Source organism: Pseudonocardia adelaidensis, from assembly GCF_039543345.1.
Classification (GTDB): domain Bacteria; phylum Actinomycetota; class Actinomycetes; order Mycobacteriales; family Pseudonocardiaceae; genus Pseudonocardia; species Pseudonocardia adelaidensis.
In genome coordinates this window covers 145,100-160,202 of the sequence record NZ_BAABJO010000006.1, presented here as the reverse complement: position 1 = coordinate 160,202, position 15,103 = coordinate 145,100, and the positions used below count along the sequence as shown (strand labels likewise).

13 protein-coding genes and 1 pseudogene are annotated in these 15,103 nt (G+C 75.4%); 7 read left to right on the top strand and 7 right to left on the bottom strand.

Annotated features, from left to right (window positions below; translation table 11 throughout):
* Positions 1 to 55 precede the first annotated feature (55 nt).
* Positions 56 to 895 carry an LLM class F420-dependent oxidoreductase gene (locus ABEA81_RS09880; RefSeq protein WP_345604595.1) on the top strand — a complete coding sequence of 280 codons (840 nt, stop codon included), beginning with the start codon at positions 56 to 58 and terminating at the stop codon, positions 893 to 895.
* A 59-nt stretch (positions 896 to 954) separates the two neighbouring features.
* On the opposite strand, the gene ABEA81_RS09875 is transcribed toward ABEA81_RS09880, so the two are convergent.
* Positions 955 to 2,442 carry an MFS transporter gene (locus ABEA81_RS09875; RefSeq protein ID WP_345604594.1) on the bottom strand — a complete coding sequence of 496 codons (1,488 nt, stop codon included), beginning with the start codon at positions 2,440 to 2,442 and terminating at the stop codon, positions 955 to 957.
* A gap of 139 nt (positions 2,443 to 2,581) precedes the next feature.
* Between ABEA81_RS09875 and ABEA81_RS09870 the strand changes: the two genes are divergently transcribed.
* The 3 genes from ABEA81_RS09870 to ABEA81_RS09860 all read left to right on the top strand — a co-directional run bounded on the left by ABEA81_RS09870 (position 2,582) and on the right by ABEA81_RS09860 (position 4,763).
* Positions 2,582 to 3,337, top strand: a complete 756-nt coding sequence (locus tag ABEA81_RS09870; protein ID WP_345604593.1) for a L,D-transpeptidase — start codon at positions 2,582 to 2,584, stop codon at positions 3,335 to 3,337.
* Positions 3,338 to 3,389: 52 nt separating this feature from the next.
* A complete protein-coding gene (locus ABEA81_RS09865; protein WP_425570492.1) occupies positions 3,390 to 3,740 on the top strand; it encodes a BlaI/MecI/CopY family transcriptional regulator in 351 nt (116 codons plus the stop codon).
* Positions 3,741 to 3,860: 120 nt separating this feature from the next.
* Positions 3,861 to 4,763: a M56 family metallopeptidase gene (locus tag ABEA81_RS09860; RefSeq protein WP_345604591.1), complete on the top strand. Its 903-nt coding sequence runs from the start codon at positions 3,861 to 3,863 to the stop codon at positions 4,761 to 4,763.
* Positions 4,764 to 4,770: 7 nt separating this feature from the next.
* On the opposite strand, the gene ABEA81_RS09855 is transcribed toward ABEA81_RS09860, so the two are convergent.
* Entirely contained in the window at positions 4,771 to 5,814 is a 1,044-nt protein-coding gene (locus ABEA81_RS09855; RefSeq protein ID WP_345604590.1) for a fatty acid desaturase family protein, read from the bottom strand.
* A 166-nt stretch (positions 5,815 to 5,980) separates the two neighbouring features.
* Between ABEA81_RS09855 and ABEA81_RS09850 the strand changes: the two genes are divergently transcribed.
* The gene (locus ABEA81_RS09850) at positions 5,981 to 6,790 is read left to right on the top strand and encodes an FAD:protein FMN transferase (protein WP_345604589.1); all 810 of its coding nucleotides are present in this window, start codon (positions 5,981 to 5,983) and stop codon (positions 6,788 to 6,790) included.
* Here the strand turns inward: ABEA81_RS09850 and ABEA81_RS09845 are convergent.
* The 3 genes and pseudogenes from ABEA81_RS09845 to ABEA81_RS09835 form a co-directional block, all read right to left on the bottom strand.
* Positions 6,787 to 6,981: pseudogene (locus ABEA81_RS09845) on the bottom strand (hypothetical protein); the annotation flags it as partial. The gene ABEA81_RS09850 and the pseudogene ABEA81_RS09845 overlap by 4 nt on opposite strands.
* A gap of 13 nt (positions 6,982 to 6,994) precedes the next feature.
* Positions 6,995 to 8,320, bottom strand: a complete 1,326-nt coding sequence (locus ABEA81_RS09840) for an MFS transporter (RefSeq protein ID WP_345604588.1) — start codon at positions 8,318 to 8,320, stop codon at positions 6,995 to 6,997.
* A 49-nt stretch (positions 8,321 to 8,369) separates the two neighbouring features.
* Positions 8,370 to 9,359, bottom strand: coding sequence for a zinc-binding dehydrogenase (locus ABEA81_RS09835; RefSeq protein ID WP_345604587.1), 990 nt, complete (start codon positions 9,357 to 9,359; stop codon positions 8,370 to 8,372).
* A 109-nt stretch (positions 9,360 to 9,468) separates the two neighbouring features.
* Here ABEA81_RS09835 and ABEA81_RS09830 point away from each other — a divergent pair, with 109 nt between their 5' ends.
* A complete protein-coding gene (locus ABEA81_RS09830; protein WP_345604586.1) occupies positions 9,469 to 10,854 on the top strand; it encodes an ATP-binding protein in 1,386 nt (461 codons plus the stop codon).
* Between the two features lie 12 nt (positions 10,855 to 10,866).
* Positions 10,867 to 12,816 (top strand): VWA domain-containing protein, encoded by a 1,950-nt coding sequence (locus ABEA81_RS09825; RefSeq protein WP_345604584.1) that lies wholly within the window; start codon positions 10,867 to 10,869, stop codon positions 12,814 to 12,816.
* 87 nt (positions 12,817 to 12,903) lie between these two features.
* Here the strand turns inward: ABEA81_RS09825 and nagA are convergent, their stop codons facing one another.
* Together nagA and ABEA81_RS09815 are read right to left on the bottom strand one after the other, a co-directional pair.
* Complete coding sequence (gene nagA, locus ABEA81_RS09820) at positions 12,904 to 14,064, bottom strand: N-acetylglucosamine-6-phosphate deacetylase (protein ID WP_345604583.1); 1,161 nt, start codon at positions 14,062 to 14,064, stop codon at positions 12,904 to 12,906.
* Complete coding sequence (locus tag ABEA81_RS09815) at positions 14,065 to 15,090, bottom strand: SIS domain-containing protein (protein ID WP_345604762.1); 1,026 nt, start codon at positions 15,088 to 15,090, stop codon at positions 14,065 to 14,067.
* Between the last annotated feature and the right edge of the window lie 13 nt (positions 15,091 to 15,103).

The window sequence follows — 15,103 nt, the reverse complement described above, 5'->3', positions numbered from 1 at the left end:
CTATGCGCGGGCCCCGACAGGAATGCCCGCGCATCCCGCCCGCGTTGGCCGGGACATGACGATCGATGTGGGCCGGTACGGGATCTGGCGGGGGCAGTGGGACCTCAGCCCCGAGTTCGCGGTGGAGGCCGAGTCACTGGGATACGGCGCGATCTGGATCGGCGGGTCACCCGACGGCGACCTCGCGCTCGCCGAGTCGATGCTCGATGCCACCGAACGCATCGTGATCGCCACCGGCATCGTGAACATGTGGAAGACCCCCGCCGAGGAGGTCGCGCCGTCCTACCACCGGATCGCGGCGAAGCACCCGGACCGGTTCCTGCTCGGCCTCGGGATCGGTCACCCGGAGGCCGTCAAGGAGTACCGCAGCCCGTACGCCACCATGGTCGACTACCTGGACCGGCTGGACGCGGCCGACGTCCCGGTGGCGGGCCGGGCGCTCGCCGCGCTCGGTCCGAAGGCGCTGCGGCTCGCCGCCGACCGCACGGCCGGCACGCACCCCTACCTCACCACCCCGGAGCACACCCGGGAGGCGCGGCGGATCGTCGGGGAGGGCGTGCTGGTCGCCCCCGAGCAGAAGGTGGTGCTCGACACCGACCCCGAGCGTGCCCGGGCGCTCGGGCGTCCGCGCGTCGACCGGCCCTACCTGCACCTGGTCAACTACCGGTCCAACCTGCTGCGGCTCGGCTGGAGCGAGGCCGACCTGGACGACGGCGGCAGCGACGCGCTCGTCGACGCCCTCGTTGCCCATGGCGAGGCGGAGACGGTGGCCGCGCGGCTGACCGCGCACCTCGACGCGGGCGCCGACCACGTCTGCGCGCAGGTGCTGACGCCCGAGGGCGTCGACCCGCTGCCCGCCCTGCGCGAGCTCGCGGCGGCGCTGAAACTGAGCTGATCCCCGGAGCGGGCGGCACGTTCGCGCGCACCGTGCGAGCGAACGTGCCGCCGGCGTCGCTACCGCCGGGTTCCGGAGGGGTGCAGCGGCGGGCCGCTCACCGGGCACTGGAAGCACTCCTCCACCCGGATGCACTCGCGATCCGGGGCCTCCGCGGCCGGCCGCGGCCTGCGGACCAGCGCGAACGCAGTGATCGCCGCCGCCACGAGCAGCCCCGCACCGATCACCATCGCCACCCGGAAGCCGCTGTCGAACGCGACGGGGTCGGAGTAGTCCTCACCCGCGATGCCGGCCAGGCCGGGCACCACGGCGACGGCGAGTAGGCCCGCGGCCCTGGCCACCGCGTTGTTCACCCCGGAGGCGGCGCCGGCGTACCGGTCCGGGGCGGCGTCGAGCACGGTGGCGGTGAGCGGGGCCACGGTGAGCGTGAGCCCGGCACCGAACACGAGCATCGCGGGCAGCACGTCGGTGAACCACGACGTCGTGGCGTCTACGCGCAGGAGCAGGAGCAGCCCGCCCGCGCTGACCAGCGGCCCCACGGTCATCGGCAGCCGGGGGCCGATCCGCCCGGTGAGCGCACCCACCCGCGCGGAGAAGAGCAGCATCAGCACCGTGACCGGCAGCAGGGCCGTGCCGGCCGCGAGCGGCGTGAAGCCGGCCACGACCTGCAGCTGCAGCACCAGCAGCAGGAACACCGCCCCCATCGCGCCGTAGATGAGGACGGTGGCGAGGTTGGCGGCGGTGAACGTCGGGTTCCGGAAGAGGGCGGGCGGCACCAGCGGGTGCGGCGAGCGCCGCTCCACCAGTACGAACGCCGCCAGCGCCAGCACCCCGACGGCCACCGCGACCAGCGAGACCGGGTCCGCGCCGCCCGCGCCGAGCCCGGTGAGGCCGTAGGTCAGCCCGGCGAGCCCGATCACGGCGAGCACGGTGCCGGTGAGGTCGAGCCCCGGCGCCGACTCGGTGTCGCTGCTCTCCGGGACGTGTCGCAGCGCGATCACGATGATCAGCGCGGCGAGCGGGATGTTGATCAGGAAGACCGCACGCCAGCTCCACTCGACCAGCCAGCCGCCCAGGAACGGGCCGACCGCACCCGCGATGCCGCCGAGCCCGGACCACGCGCCCACGGCCGCGGCCCGGTCCGGGCCGTGGAACGAGGCGGAGATCAGCGCGAGGCTGCCCGGCGTGAGCAGGGCGCCGCCAACGCCCTGCAACGCGCGCGCCGCGATCAGGGTGCCGATGTCCGGGGCGAGCCCACAGGCCAGCGACGCCAGCGCGAACCACGCGACGCCGACGAGGAACACCCGCCTGCGGCCGAAGTGATCGCCGAGCGAGCCGCCGAGCAGGATCAGCGACGCGAGCGCGAGGGTGTAGGCGTTGACGGTCCACTGCAGGCCGGCGAACCCCGCGTCGAGGTCGGTGCCGATGCGCTCGAGCGCCACGTTCACGACCGTGCCGTCGATCATCGCGAGCCCGGATCCGAGCACCGTCGTGACGAGCACCCACCGCCCCGCCGCGGTGCCCATCCGCAGTTCCCCGGCCACCATGCGACGCAGCTTACGGCCTGCCGTGCCGCGATCGTGACCGTGATCACGCCGACTTGGGCAACTCCCCGTGCACGACGGATGACAGCCCGTCACCTCTGTGGGTTCTGATCGTTGACGGTGCAGGAATCCGGGAGGCGACATGGGAAGAAGCGCGCGGCGGCTACCGGCCGCCCGTGTGGCGGTGGGCGCGGTGGTGGCTGCGGTGGCGACCGGGCTGCTGGGATTCGGGTACGCGCAGGCGGACCCCCAGCTCACCGCCCCCGGCCTCCCGGCGGCCCCGGCGCCCGCCGTGACCGGCCCCGCGCGGCCTGCGGAGCGCCCGCCCGCTGCCGAGCCCGACGACGCCCACGACGCCGGCGCCGACCGGGAGGCGCCGGGACGACTGCGCGCGGCCGCGCCGGACGCCACGCAGTCGACGCCGCGCCGCGCCGCGCCGCCCACCGACCCCGACACGCCGGCCGACGCCCGCGCCCCGCAGGGGTCGAAGCCGACCGGGCAGCCGGCCCCGGGCGCCCCGTCCGGTGGCGGCGGGCCGGGACTGGTGGCCGGCACGCCCTGCACGGCGACCGCGCGGGCGTGCGTCGCGCTGGACGACCGGCAGGCCTGGCTGATCGACAGCGGCAACGTGGTCAGGGGGCCGGTCCGGATCCAGCACGGCGACGAGGAGGACCCCACCCCGCGGGGCACCTTCAAGGTGCAGTGGAAGGCCGAGCAGTACACCAGCCGCGAGTACCTCACGCAGATGCCGTACTCGGTGTTCTTCGCCGACGGCGGCATCGCGTTCCACCAGGGCACGCAGGACACCCCGTCCGCGGGGTGCGTGAAGCTCACCCGCGAGGACGCCGAGGCCTTCTTCGCCTTCCTGCAGGTGGGCGACGAGGTCCAGATCCACTGAGATTCCCCGAGATCCACTGGGGTGGTACCAGTAGGCTTCTACCTCCGGTAGAATGGGTGTCGTGCCGACACTGGGTGAGCTCGAACGCGCCGTGATGGAGACCCTCTGGTCGGCGACGGCACCCGTCACCGCCCGCGACGTGCAGGACGCGCTCGCGGGCCGTGACCTCGCCACCACCACCGTGCTCACCGTTCTCGGGCGGTTGGAGCGCAAGGGCCTCGTCACCCGGGAGCGGGATGGCCGCGCCCACCGCTACCGCTCCGTCGCGAGCCGGGAGGACCACGTCGCCGAGCTGATGCGCGACGCGCTCGACGCCGCGCCCGACCGCGGTGCGGCGCTCGCCCGGTTCCTCGGTTCGATCCCCGAGGACGAACGCGCCGCGCTGCGCGACCTGCTCGACTGACGTCCCGGTGTCCCGGACCGCGGGTCCGCCACCTCGGTCGGCGGCCCAGCTCCCCGATGACCGCACCGGCCGGATCCACCGGTGCACGTCCCGGCCCCCCGGTCCGGGACACTAGTGCTCATGGAAGGCGCCGCACTGGGGCTGCTCGTGCTCGGTGTGCTGCTCGCCGAGCCGGTGAGCCGCTCGCTGGCGCGGGCGCACTGGCCCGTGCGCGACCCGGTCGGTGCCCTGCTCGTCTGGCAGGCCATCGGTCTCGCGGGTGGGCTCGCCCTGCTGGGGTCCGGGCTGGTCTACGGCCTCGCCCCGCTCGGCCCCGGGCTCCCCGAGGCGGTGGACGAGGCCATCGACACGCTCGCGGCGGGCAGGCTCCCCGAGCTCGGGATCACCCACGTCCTGGCCCTGCTCGCCGCGCTGGTGCTGGCCCTGCGGCTGGTCGGGGTGCTCGTCGTGGTCACGGCCCGCACGCTGAAGGCCCGCCGGCGGCACCGCGACCTGCTCGACCTGCTCGCCACGCCGTGGCCGTCCGTGCCGCACGCCCAGGTGCTCGACCACCCGGTGCCCGTGGCGTACTGCCTGCCCGGGCTGCGTTCGCGGCTCGTGGTCTCGGCGGGGGTGCTCGACGCGCTGGACCCGCCCGCCGTGAAGGCCGTGCTCGCCCACGAGCAGGCGCACCTGCGGGAACGGCACGACCTGGTCGTGCTGCCGTTCGTGGCCTGGGGCGCCACCGCCCCGTTCGTGCGCGGGATGGTGTGCGCCCAGGTGGCGGTGGCCGCGCTCGTGGAGATGCGCGCCGACGACGTCGCCTCGGGGGCCGTCACCCCCAAGCAGCTCACCGGCGCGCTGCGCCGGGTGGGCGGCGCCGCCCCCGCGGCCGCGCTGAGCTCTTTCACCGACGCCCTCGACCGGCGACTGCTGCGGATCAGCAGGCCGCCGGCCCCGTTGCCGACGACGGTGCGGGTGCTGGTGCGGCTCGCCGCCGTCTGCCTCGTCGCGATCCCCACCGGCCTGCTCCTGCTCTCCTGAGCCCCGATCAGGCGCGCAGCGGGGCGCTCGCCCTCCGCAGCTGGCCCAGCGACTCCGCCCACGAGCGCACGAGCCCGGTCTCGTGGTAGGGCACCCCGATCTCGGCGCAGAACTCCCGCACCAGCCGCCGGGACCGGCGCAGGTTCGGCGTCGGCATGCTGGGGAAGAGGTGGTGCTCGATCTGGTGGTTCAGCCCGCCCATCGCGACGTGCAGGAGCCCGTCGGTGAGCCGCCCGCCTGCCACGTTGCGCGAGGTGAGCACCTGCTTGCGCAGGAAGTCGAGGCGCTCGGTCGGCATCGGCATCCCCTTGTGGTTCGGAGCGAAGATCGAGCCGAGGTAGACGCCGAAGAGGCCCTGGTGCACCGCGAAGAACGCCAGCGCGAGCCCGGGTGGCAGCACCGCGAGCAGCGCGGCGAGGTAGCCGAGCGCGTGCGCGCCCAGCAGCGCGAGCTCCAGGCCCCGGCTGCGCACCTTCGTACCGTTCGCGCCGAGCAGCCCCTGCAGGCTCGCGCGGCGCAGGTCGAGGCCGGCGAGCGTGAGCAGCGGGAAGAACAAGGCGGCCTGGTGGCGGTTGATCAGCCGGTTGAGGCCGCGGCTCGCCCGCGCCTGCGCGCCGGTCCACACCAGCGCGCCGGCCTCGACGTCCGGGTCGAGGCCCTCGTGGTTCGGGTTGGCGTGGTGTCGCGTGTGCTTGTCCTGCCACCAGCCGTACGACATGCCGATGCCGAGGTTGCCCAGCAGGCGACCCGTGATCGCGGACGGGCGCCGGGTGCGGAAGACCTGGCGGTGCGCCACGTCGTGGGCGAGCAGCGCGATCTGGCCGTACAGCACGGCGGCCGCCGCCGCCACGGCGAGCTGCCACGGCGAGTCGCCGAGCAGGACGAACGCCGTGGCCGTGGCCGCGGCGAAGGCGCCGACGAGGAGGAAGCGGGCCAGGTAGTAGCCGGGGCGGCGGCGCGTCAGGCCTGCCGCCGCCACCCGCGCGGAGAGGCGGGCGAAGTCGCTCCCGGCGGTGTCCGCCGGCGCGTCGGTGGTCGTGCTGCTGGTCATGCCACGACCCTGCGCGAACGGCGCGCCGGTGATGAGCCTGCGAACCCCCCGACCGATGGTGGGGATCACCCCCGACCGGGTGATCATCCACGGTCAGCTCACAGCGTCGTCACAGCGACCGTCTGCGAACGTGTGGTTCCCCCTGCACGACCCCCGGAGGCGCACGATGACGATCTCGCTGCACACCGGCATCCGCACCGCGACCGTCAGCTCGGCGTGGACGGCATGGGACGCCCCGTTCCGGCTGGTGGTCACCGACCCGTGGGCCATGCACCACGCCCGCCTGCACGTCACGGACCTCGTCGGCGCGCTCGTGGCGAGCGTCGGTCGTCGCCTCCCCCCGGCACGGCGCGACGCGCGGCTCGCGGAACTGCTCGGCGGCACCTGCCCCGCCCCCCGCCCGTTCCCCTACGGGATCGCGTCGGCAGCGGCCGATGCCGACGTCCACCGCCCGGCTCCGGTGCCGTGGCAGCAGGAGTTCACCGCCGCCGCCCGGGCGCGCGACGGGTGGACGGTGGCGCCCGGCCCCTCCGCCGCCGCCCTGCTCGCCCAGCGGTGTGCCGAGCTCGTGGCGGAGTCGTGCTCGTGCGGGGTGCTCGTGGCGTTCGGCGACCACGTCGCGACGTCCGGGCTGGCGCCGGTCGGCGGCTGGCGGGTGCAGCTGCGGGACGCGCCGGGTGCGCCCACCACCATCGTCGCGATCGACGGCGGCGCGATCTCCTCGGTGGGCTGCGGGCGGCCCGGGCAGCCCGACCGGCTGCAGCCGTTCGTGGTGCCGGCCACCGGGCGCGCCGTCGTGCCCGCGTGGCGGTCGGTCGCGGTGGCGGCGGCCGACGCGCCTGCGGCGAGCGCGGCCTGCACGGGGGCGTTGCTGCGCGGCGCCGCGGCCCCCGCATGGCTGGCCGAGCTGGGGCTCCCCGCCCGCCTGGTGGACGTCCACGGCGTCTCGCACAGGGTGGGGCACTGGCCGGCCTAGCCGATCGGCGGGCTGAGGATGGCCAGGTCGACGCCCGCGTCACGGTAGGCGGCCAGCCGCTCGCGGCACCGCTCCACGGGCGCGATCAGGCAGAACGAGTCGAGCAGCGCGTCCGAGAGCGCCGCGGCGCCTTCGCCGCGGGCCATGCGGTCGGTCTCGTCGGCGAAGCCGGCCTCCCGCCACGTCGGAGCCCTCTCGGCCGCACTACGCGGGCGCGGGCTCGGCCGCCACCCGGTCCGGGCCGCCCGCCAGCAGCACCGTCAGCCCGGCGAGCGGCAGCGCGACGAGCACGCAGAGCGCGCCCGGTACCCCGATCGTCCCGGCCAGCCCGCCGACGAGCGCGGCCCCGACGCTGGCGCCGGTCAGGAACAGCAGGGTCGCGATGCCCAGCGCCACGCCGCGCTGGCCCGCGGCGACCGCGGAGCCCACCGAGGAGATCATCGCGGGCTGCCCCACCCCGAAGGCGGCACTCACCAGCATCACGGCGACCACGAGCAGCGCCGGCGCCTGCGCGAGTGCTCCAGCGGCCGCCACCAGCAGCGCGACGATCGCGGTGGGACAGGCGAGCGCGATCGAGCGGCGCGCCCCGATCCGGTCGAGCAACGTGCGGGCGATCGCGGGGGAGACGAACCCGATCACCGCCGACGGGACGAGCAGGGTGCCGGTGGCGAACGGCGTCCAGCCCCACGACGCCGCGGCGAGCGGAACGCCCAGCAGCAGCGCGAACCAGCTGGCCGGCACCGCGGCCGCTGCGAACGCGTTGCGCAGCACGGTGGTGTTGGTGACGATCTCGCGCGGCAGGAAGCCGTGCGGGCGCGTCCGCACGCGCAGTGCGAGGAGCGGGGCGCCGATCACGAGCAGCGTCGCGCCGACGGCGGCGGTCACCACGCCCGAGGACGGCGACTGGATCAGCAGCACCATCCCGGACGCCGCGAGCGCGACGAGCGCCGCCCCGAGACCGTCGATGCGCTCGCCGGTGCCACCCGCGGGGGAGACCCGCCACAGCGGGGGGATCGCGAGCGCGCCGAGTACGGGCAGGGCGACGGCCCACCGCCACCCGCCGAGCGCCTCGAGGCCACCGCCGACCAGCGGGCCGAGGGAACCGAGCGTGGCGGCGACCCCTGCGATGCGCCCCAGCGCGGTGCCCTGGTCGGTGCCGCTCCAGCGCGCGCTGACCAGCGCCGTGGCGAGCACCGGGACCGCGGCCGCGCCGAGGCCCTGCACCACGCGCGCCACCAGCAGCACCGGGAACGACGGCGCGAGCGCCGCCACCAGCGCGCCCAGCGCCATCGCGCCGATGCCGACCGTGAGCGGCAGCCGGATGCCGATCATGTCGGCGATCCGGCCGTGGGCCGGCGTGGCGACGGCGAGCGCCACCGTGTAACCGCTGATCATCCAGGCGGCCGTGGACGCGGTGATGTGGAGATCGCCCGCGAGTTCCGGGAGCGTGACCGTGACCGCCGACGTGGACATGCCGGCGAGTCCGAACAGGAGACCGAGCAGGGCGGCGGAGCGCCCGGGAGACTGCACGTGGTTGGGGAACGGCGCGCGGGCGCCCGGAATTCCCGGCGAGGCCCGCTCAGGGCGCCAGCACGACCTTGCCCGTCGTCCTCCTGGCCTCCAGCGCCCGGTGCGCCCCGGCGGCGTCGGCGAGCGGGAACGGCGGGTGCACCAGCGGGACCAGCCTGCCCGCGGCGGCCTCCGCGAGCGAGCGGGTCTCCAGGCCGCGCAGGCCGCCGCAGCGCTTCATCATCCGCGGCCCGGTGACCCACACCGCCGACAGCGAGCCGGCGGCGATGTCGGCGCTCGTGAACGGCGTGACCGCGCCGGAGGTCCAGCCGAACATCACGATCCGCCCGCCGGCGTCGAGCATCTCGAACCCGGCGCGCCCGACCTCGCCGCCCACGCCGTCGAGCAGGACCGTGGGCTTGCGGCCGTCCAGCGCCGCGAGCACCCGTTCGGGCCAGCCGGGCTCGCGGTAGTCGACGGCGACGTGGGCGCCCAGTTCCCGCACCCGCCGCACCTTGTCCGGCCCGCCGGCCAGCCCCACGGCCACGGCGCCCGCCCCGCGCGCCGCCTGGACGAACAGGCTCCCGAGCCCGCCGGCCGCGGCCGGCACGAGCACCACGTCCCCGGCCTCGATCTCGGCGGCGTCGAGGATCCCGACGGCGGTCCGCCCCGTCCCGATCATCGCGACCGCCGCCTCGGCAGTGAGCGCGTCGGGGATCTCGTGCAGCGACGCTTCCGCGGCGACCGCGAGGGCGGCGTAGCCGCCGCTCGCCATGCCGAGGTGGGCCACCACGCGCGTGCCCACCCGGCCCGGATCGACACCGGGCCCGACGGTGGCGACGGTGCCGGCCACCTCCCGGCCCGGGGTCATCGGCAGCTGCGGCAGCGGGAACGGCCCGCCCGTCCCCCCGGACCGGATCATGGTGTCCACCAGGTGCACGCCGGCGGCGGCGACCTCGACCAGTACCTGCCCCTCGCCGGGGACGGGGTCGGGGACCTCCTCGTAGCGCAACGTCTCGGCCGGCCCGAACTCGTACTGCCGGATCGCCTTCACGGTCATCTCCTCGCACGTGTGGATCTCGTCGCCTGGACGTTAAGAGTTCAAGTCAGGTTGAAGTCAACGGATCTCCCCGGCCGGACGGAGGGGTGACGGGCGTAACGTTGATTACGTGCCTTCTGGATTCCCCCGCACCCTGGGCGCGCTCCGCGCGTCCGGCCACGAGCTCCGTGGCGTCAAGGACGAGATCCGCACCAACCTGCTCACCGCACTCCGGGAGGGGCGCGACCCGTGGCCCGGCATCGTCGGGTTCGAGTCCACCGTGCTCCCGCAGCTGGAGCGCGCGCTGATCGCCGCGCACGACGTCGTGCTGCTCGGCGAGCGCGGGCAGGGCAAGACGCGCCTGCTGCGCACCCTGGCCACCCTGCTCGACGAGTGGACGCCCGTCATCGAGGGCTCCGAGCTCGGCGAGCACCCCTTCGACCCGATCACCCCCGCCTCCCGGCGGCGCGCCGCGGAGCTGGGTGACGACCTGCCGGTGGCGTGGCGCCACCGCGACGAGCGCTACACCGAGAAGCTCGCCACCCCCGACACCGCCGTCGCCGACCTGATCGGCGACGTCGACCCCGTCAAGGTCGCCGAGGGTCGCTCCCTGGGCGACCCGGAGACGATCCACTACGGCCTGGTGCCGCGCGCCCACCGCGGCATCGTCACGATCAACGAGCTGCCCGACCTGGCCGAACGCATCCAGGTGGCGCTGCTCAACGTCATGGAGGAGCGCGACATCCAGGTGCGCGGCTACACGCTGCGGCTCCCGCTCGACGTGCTGCTCGTCGCGAGCGCCAACCCCGAGGACTACACGAACCGCGGCCGGATCATCACCCCGCTCAAGGACCGGTTCGGCGCCGAGGTGCGCACCCACTACCCCCTCGAGCTCTCCGACGAGATCGCGCTCGTGCAGCAGGAGGCCCACCTCGTCGCCGACGTGCCGCGCCACCTCGTCGAGGTGGTCGCCCGGTTCACGCGCTCGCTGCGCGAGTCGAGCGCGGTGGACCAGGGCTCGGGGGTGTCGGCCCGGTTCGCCGTGGCCGCCACCGAGACCGTCGCGGCGGCGGCCCTGCGCCGCGCCGCCATCACCGGCGAGGAGCGGCCGGTCGCCCGGCCGATCGACCTCGAGTCGGTGCCGTCGGTACTGCGGGGCAAGCTCGAGTTCGCCTCCGGCGAGGAGGGGCGCGAGATGGAGCACCTCGAGCACCTGCTGCGCCGCGCCACCGCCGACACCGCCCGCGCCCGGCTGCGCGGGATCGACCTGAACCCCCTCGCGGCGGCCGTGGCGGAGACACCGGTGCGCACCGGCGAGCGGGTGCCCGCGGTCGAGGTCGTGGCCGCGTTGCCGGCCGTCGAGGCGCTCACCGAGGTGGCCAGGCGCCTGGACGCCGCCGGCACCGAGGATCCCGGTCCGATGGCCAGCGCCGCGGAGCTCGCTCTGGAGCTGCTGTACCTGACGAGGCGCCTGACGAAGTCGGAGTCCGACGACGACAAGGTGATCTACGAGTGAGAGGGGTGCGCCATGGCACGACGTAGCCGGCGCTACGCCTACGGGCCCTACGTCGACGGGCCCGACCCGCTCGCCCCGCCCGTCGACATCCGGGCCGCGCTCGACGAGATCGGCCGCGACGTGATGGATGGCTCCTCGCCGCGCACTGCGCTGCAGGAGCTGCTCCGGCGGGGCACCCGCGAGCGCCGCGGCCTCGACGAGCTCACCCGCGAGGTCTGGCAGCGGCGCAGCAGGCTGCAGCGCGAGAACCGGCTCGACGGCACCTTGCAGCAGGTCCGCGAGCTGCTGCAGCGCGCCCTGGACGCGGAGCGCGACCAGCTGGGGCGGCAGGACACCGACGACGCCCGGTTCCGGGAGATGCAGCTCGACGCGTTGCCGTCCGACACGGGCGGGGCGGTCCGGGAGCTGAACGACTACGACTGGCAGTCCTCGGACGCCCGCGAGGCCTACGAGGAGATCCGCGACCTGCTCGGCCGGGAGATGCTGGACCAGCGCTTCCAGGGCATGAAGCAGGCGATGGAGAACGCCACGCCGGAGGACGTCGAGCGGATCCGGGAGATGCTCGACGACCTGAACGACCTGCTGGCCAACCACGCGCAGGGGCAGGACACGCAGCAGCAGTTCGAGCAGTTCATGCAGAAGCACGGCGAGTTCTTCCCGGAGAACCCGCAGAACACCGAGGAGCTGGTCGACCTGCTCGCCCAGCGGGCCGCCGCGGCGCAGCGGATGCTCAACTCGATGTCGGCCGAGCAGCGGGCCGAGCTGATGGAGCTCTCGCAGCAGGCATTCGGCGACCCCCGGCTCGCGCAGGCGCTCGCCCAGCTCGACGCCCAGCTGCAGGGCCTGCGTCCCGGCGAGGACTGGGAGGGTCGCGGTCGCTTCCGCGGCGACAACCCGCTCGGCATGGGCGAGGCCACCCGCGCGATGGAGCAGCTCGGGCAGCTCGACGCGCTGGCCGAGCAGCTGTCGCAGAGCTACCCGGGCGCGCGGATGGAGGACATCGACATCGACGCGCTCGGCGAGCACCTGGGCGACCAGGCCCGCGTCGACGCGCGCGCGCTCGCCGAGTTGCAGCGCGAGCTGGAGCGCCAGGGCCTGTTCGAGCGGGCCCCGGACGGGTCGCTGCAGCTGTCGCCGAAGGCGCTGCGCCGCCTGGGCGAGTCGGCGCTGCGCGACGTCGTCGACAAGATCGGTGCGCGCCGCGGCGAGCGGGAGGACCGCAGGTCCGGGCCGGCGGGCGAGGCGACCGGGGCCACCCGGCCGTGGGCGTTCGGCGACACCGAGGCGTGGAGCGTGCCGCGCACGCTGCTCAACGCGCAGCTGCGCAGAGCGGGCGGCGACGACCGGGCGCTCGACGTCACCGACGTGGAGATCGTGGAGACCGAGCAGCGTTCGCGCGCGGCGGTGGCGCTGCTGGTCGACACCTCGTGGTCGATGGTGCAGGACGGGCGCTGGGTGCCGATGAAGCGCACGGCGCTCGCGCTGCACCAGCTGATCTCCACGCGCTTCCGCGGCGACGACCTGAAGCTGATCACGTTCGGGCGGCACGCGCGGTCGGTGGAGCTGGGGGAGCTGGTCGGCCTGGAGGGGGTGTGGGAGCAGGGCACCAACCTGCACCACGCGCTCCTGCTGGCGGGCGAGCACCTGCGCCACAACCCGGACGCGCAGCCCGTCGTGCTGGTCGTCACCGACGGCGAGCCCACGGCCCACCTGGAACCCGACGGCGAGGCGGTGTTCGACTGGCCGCCGAGCCCGGAGACGCTGCGGGCCACGATCGGCGCGCTGGACAAGATCACGACCCTGCGGCCGTCGATCACGTTCTTCATGCTCGGCGACGACCCGCGCCTGGCGATGTTCGTCGACGACGTGGCGCGCCGCTGCAGTGGCCGGGTGGTGGCGCCCACGCTGGACGGCCTGGGCGCCGAGGTGGTGTCGGACTACATCCGTGCCCGCAAGCGCTGAGGAGCGGCCACCGGAATCGACAGCATGGTGGCCATACTGGCGTAGCACGGCAGCATGGCCACCATGCCGGCCCTCCCCGGGCAGGGCTCAGCGCGGCACCCGCGTTCCGGAGCGGTAGACCTCGCGGACCCGCAGCTCGGGGTCGAGCGCGACCAGGTCGGCGCGCTTGCCCGGCGCGAGCGCGCCCACGTCCGCGAGGCCGAGCGCGCGGGCCGGGCTGGTCGCCGTCAGCGCGACGGCCCGGCGCAGCGCCTCCTCACGCGGCACCGCGGCGTGCCGCACGACCTTCGCGAACAGGGTGTCCGTGGTGGCCGTGCTCCCGGCGATGGCGCCCGCCCGGCCGTCGCTGCTCGCCGCGAGCCGGGCCACCCCGTCGGCCACGGTGACGCGCATCGCCCCGAGGTGGTACTCGCCGTCGGGCATGCCGGCCGCGGCCATCGCATCGGTCACCGCGGCCACCCGCTCCGCGCCTGCGCTGCGCACGACGTGCTCCCACAGCGCGGGGTGCACGTGCAGGCCGTCGGTCACGAGCTCGACCGTGACCCGCCCGTCCTCGAGCAGCGCCACGGCCGGGCCGGGCTCGCGGTGGTGGACGGGGGCCATCGCGTTGAACAGGTGCGTGCCCACCCGAGCGCCGGCATCGATCGCCTTGCGGGTGAGCGCGTAGCTGGCGTCGGTGTGCCCGATCGCGGCGACCGCCCCGGCGCCGACGATCCGGCGCACGGCGTCCAGGCCACCGGCCCGCTCGGGCGCGAGCGTGACCATCCGGACGGCGCCGCCGCCGGCCCGCAGCAGCCGGTCCAGCTCGGCGGGATCGGGGTCGCGCAGCTGCCGCGGGTCGTGCGCTCCGCAGCGCCCCTCGGCCAGCCACGGGCCCTCGAGGTGCACACCGGCGAGCTCGCCGTCGACCACCAGCTCGCCCAGCGCGTCGACGGTCTTCAGCAGGTCGTCCGGGCCTGCGGCCACGAGGCTCGCCACCATGGTGGTGGTCCCGTGCGCCCGGTGGAACTCCACGGCCCGCAGCGCGGTCTCCGCGTCGCCGTCCGGGAAGGCCGCACCGGCGCCGCCGTGCACGTGCATGTCGACGAAGCCAGGCACGAGCACGGCGCCCCCGAGGTCGATGTCGGGTGCCGCCGGCACGCCCGCCCCCGTGGCGGCGATCCGGTCGCCGCGGACCTCCACCCACCCGGGGCCGACCGGGAGGTCGTCGGCGACGAGCGTGCCGGCCGAGACGATCACAGTGCCCATCTACAGGGTCTCCGTGACCTTGGACAGGCCGCGCGGGGCGTCCGGGTCGCCGCCGCGCCCGACCGCGACGTCCAGGGCCAGCAGCTGGAACGGCAGGATCTCCAGCAGCGGGGACAGCTCCTCGGGTGCCCCGTCGGGCAGGGTGAACCCGCACGCGGCGCCGGCCACCGCGGCGGGATGGCCCACGCAGCACACGTCCGCGCTGCGCTCGGCGAGCCGCGGCAGCACGTCACGCATCGCCGCGCCGCCCACGCCCGACGCCACGACGGCCAGCACCGGCACCTGCGGGTCGACCAGGGCGAGCGGGCCGTGGAGCAGGTCGGCACCGGAGAACGCCTGCGCCGACACGTAGGAGGTCTCCATCAGCTTCAGCGCGGCCTCGCGGGCGGTGGGGTAGGAGTAGCCGCGGGCCGTGGTGAGCATCCGCTGCGCGAACCGGTAGCGCTGCGCGAGCGCGGTGATCTCGCCCCGCCGCGCGAGCAGCGCGTCGCCCAGGTCCGGCAGCGGGGCCGCCGCGGCGCGGCCGTCGACGCCGCGGACCTCCTCGAGCAGCAGGTACAGCGCGAGCAGCTGCGCCGTGTACGACTTGGTGGCCGCCACCGAGCGCTCCGGGCCCGCGAGCACGTCGACGTGGGCGTGCGCGGTCTGCGCCAGCGCCGAGGAGACGTCGTTGGTGACGGCCACTGTGAGCGCACCCTGCTCCCCGGCCACCGCGAGCGAGCGGACGAGGTCGGGCGAGCCGCCCGACTGGCTCACCCCGATCATCAGCACGTCGCGCAGGTCCGGCCGCGCGCCGTAGGCCGTCATCGTCGAGGGGGAGACGAGCCCGGCAGGCAGGCCGTGGCGGATCTCCACGAGGTACTTCGCGTAGAGCGCGGCGTGGTCGCTCGTGCCGCGGGCGACGAACAGCACCGCGCGGGGGCGCCGGGCGCGGATCATCTCCGCGGCCGCGTCGATACCGGCGTCGCCGCCGTGGGCGAGCAGGCTGCGCCAGATGGCGGGCTGCTCGCCGATCTCGGCCGCCATCAGGTGGCCGGGC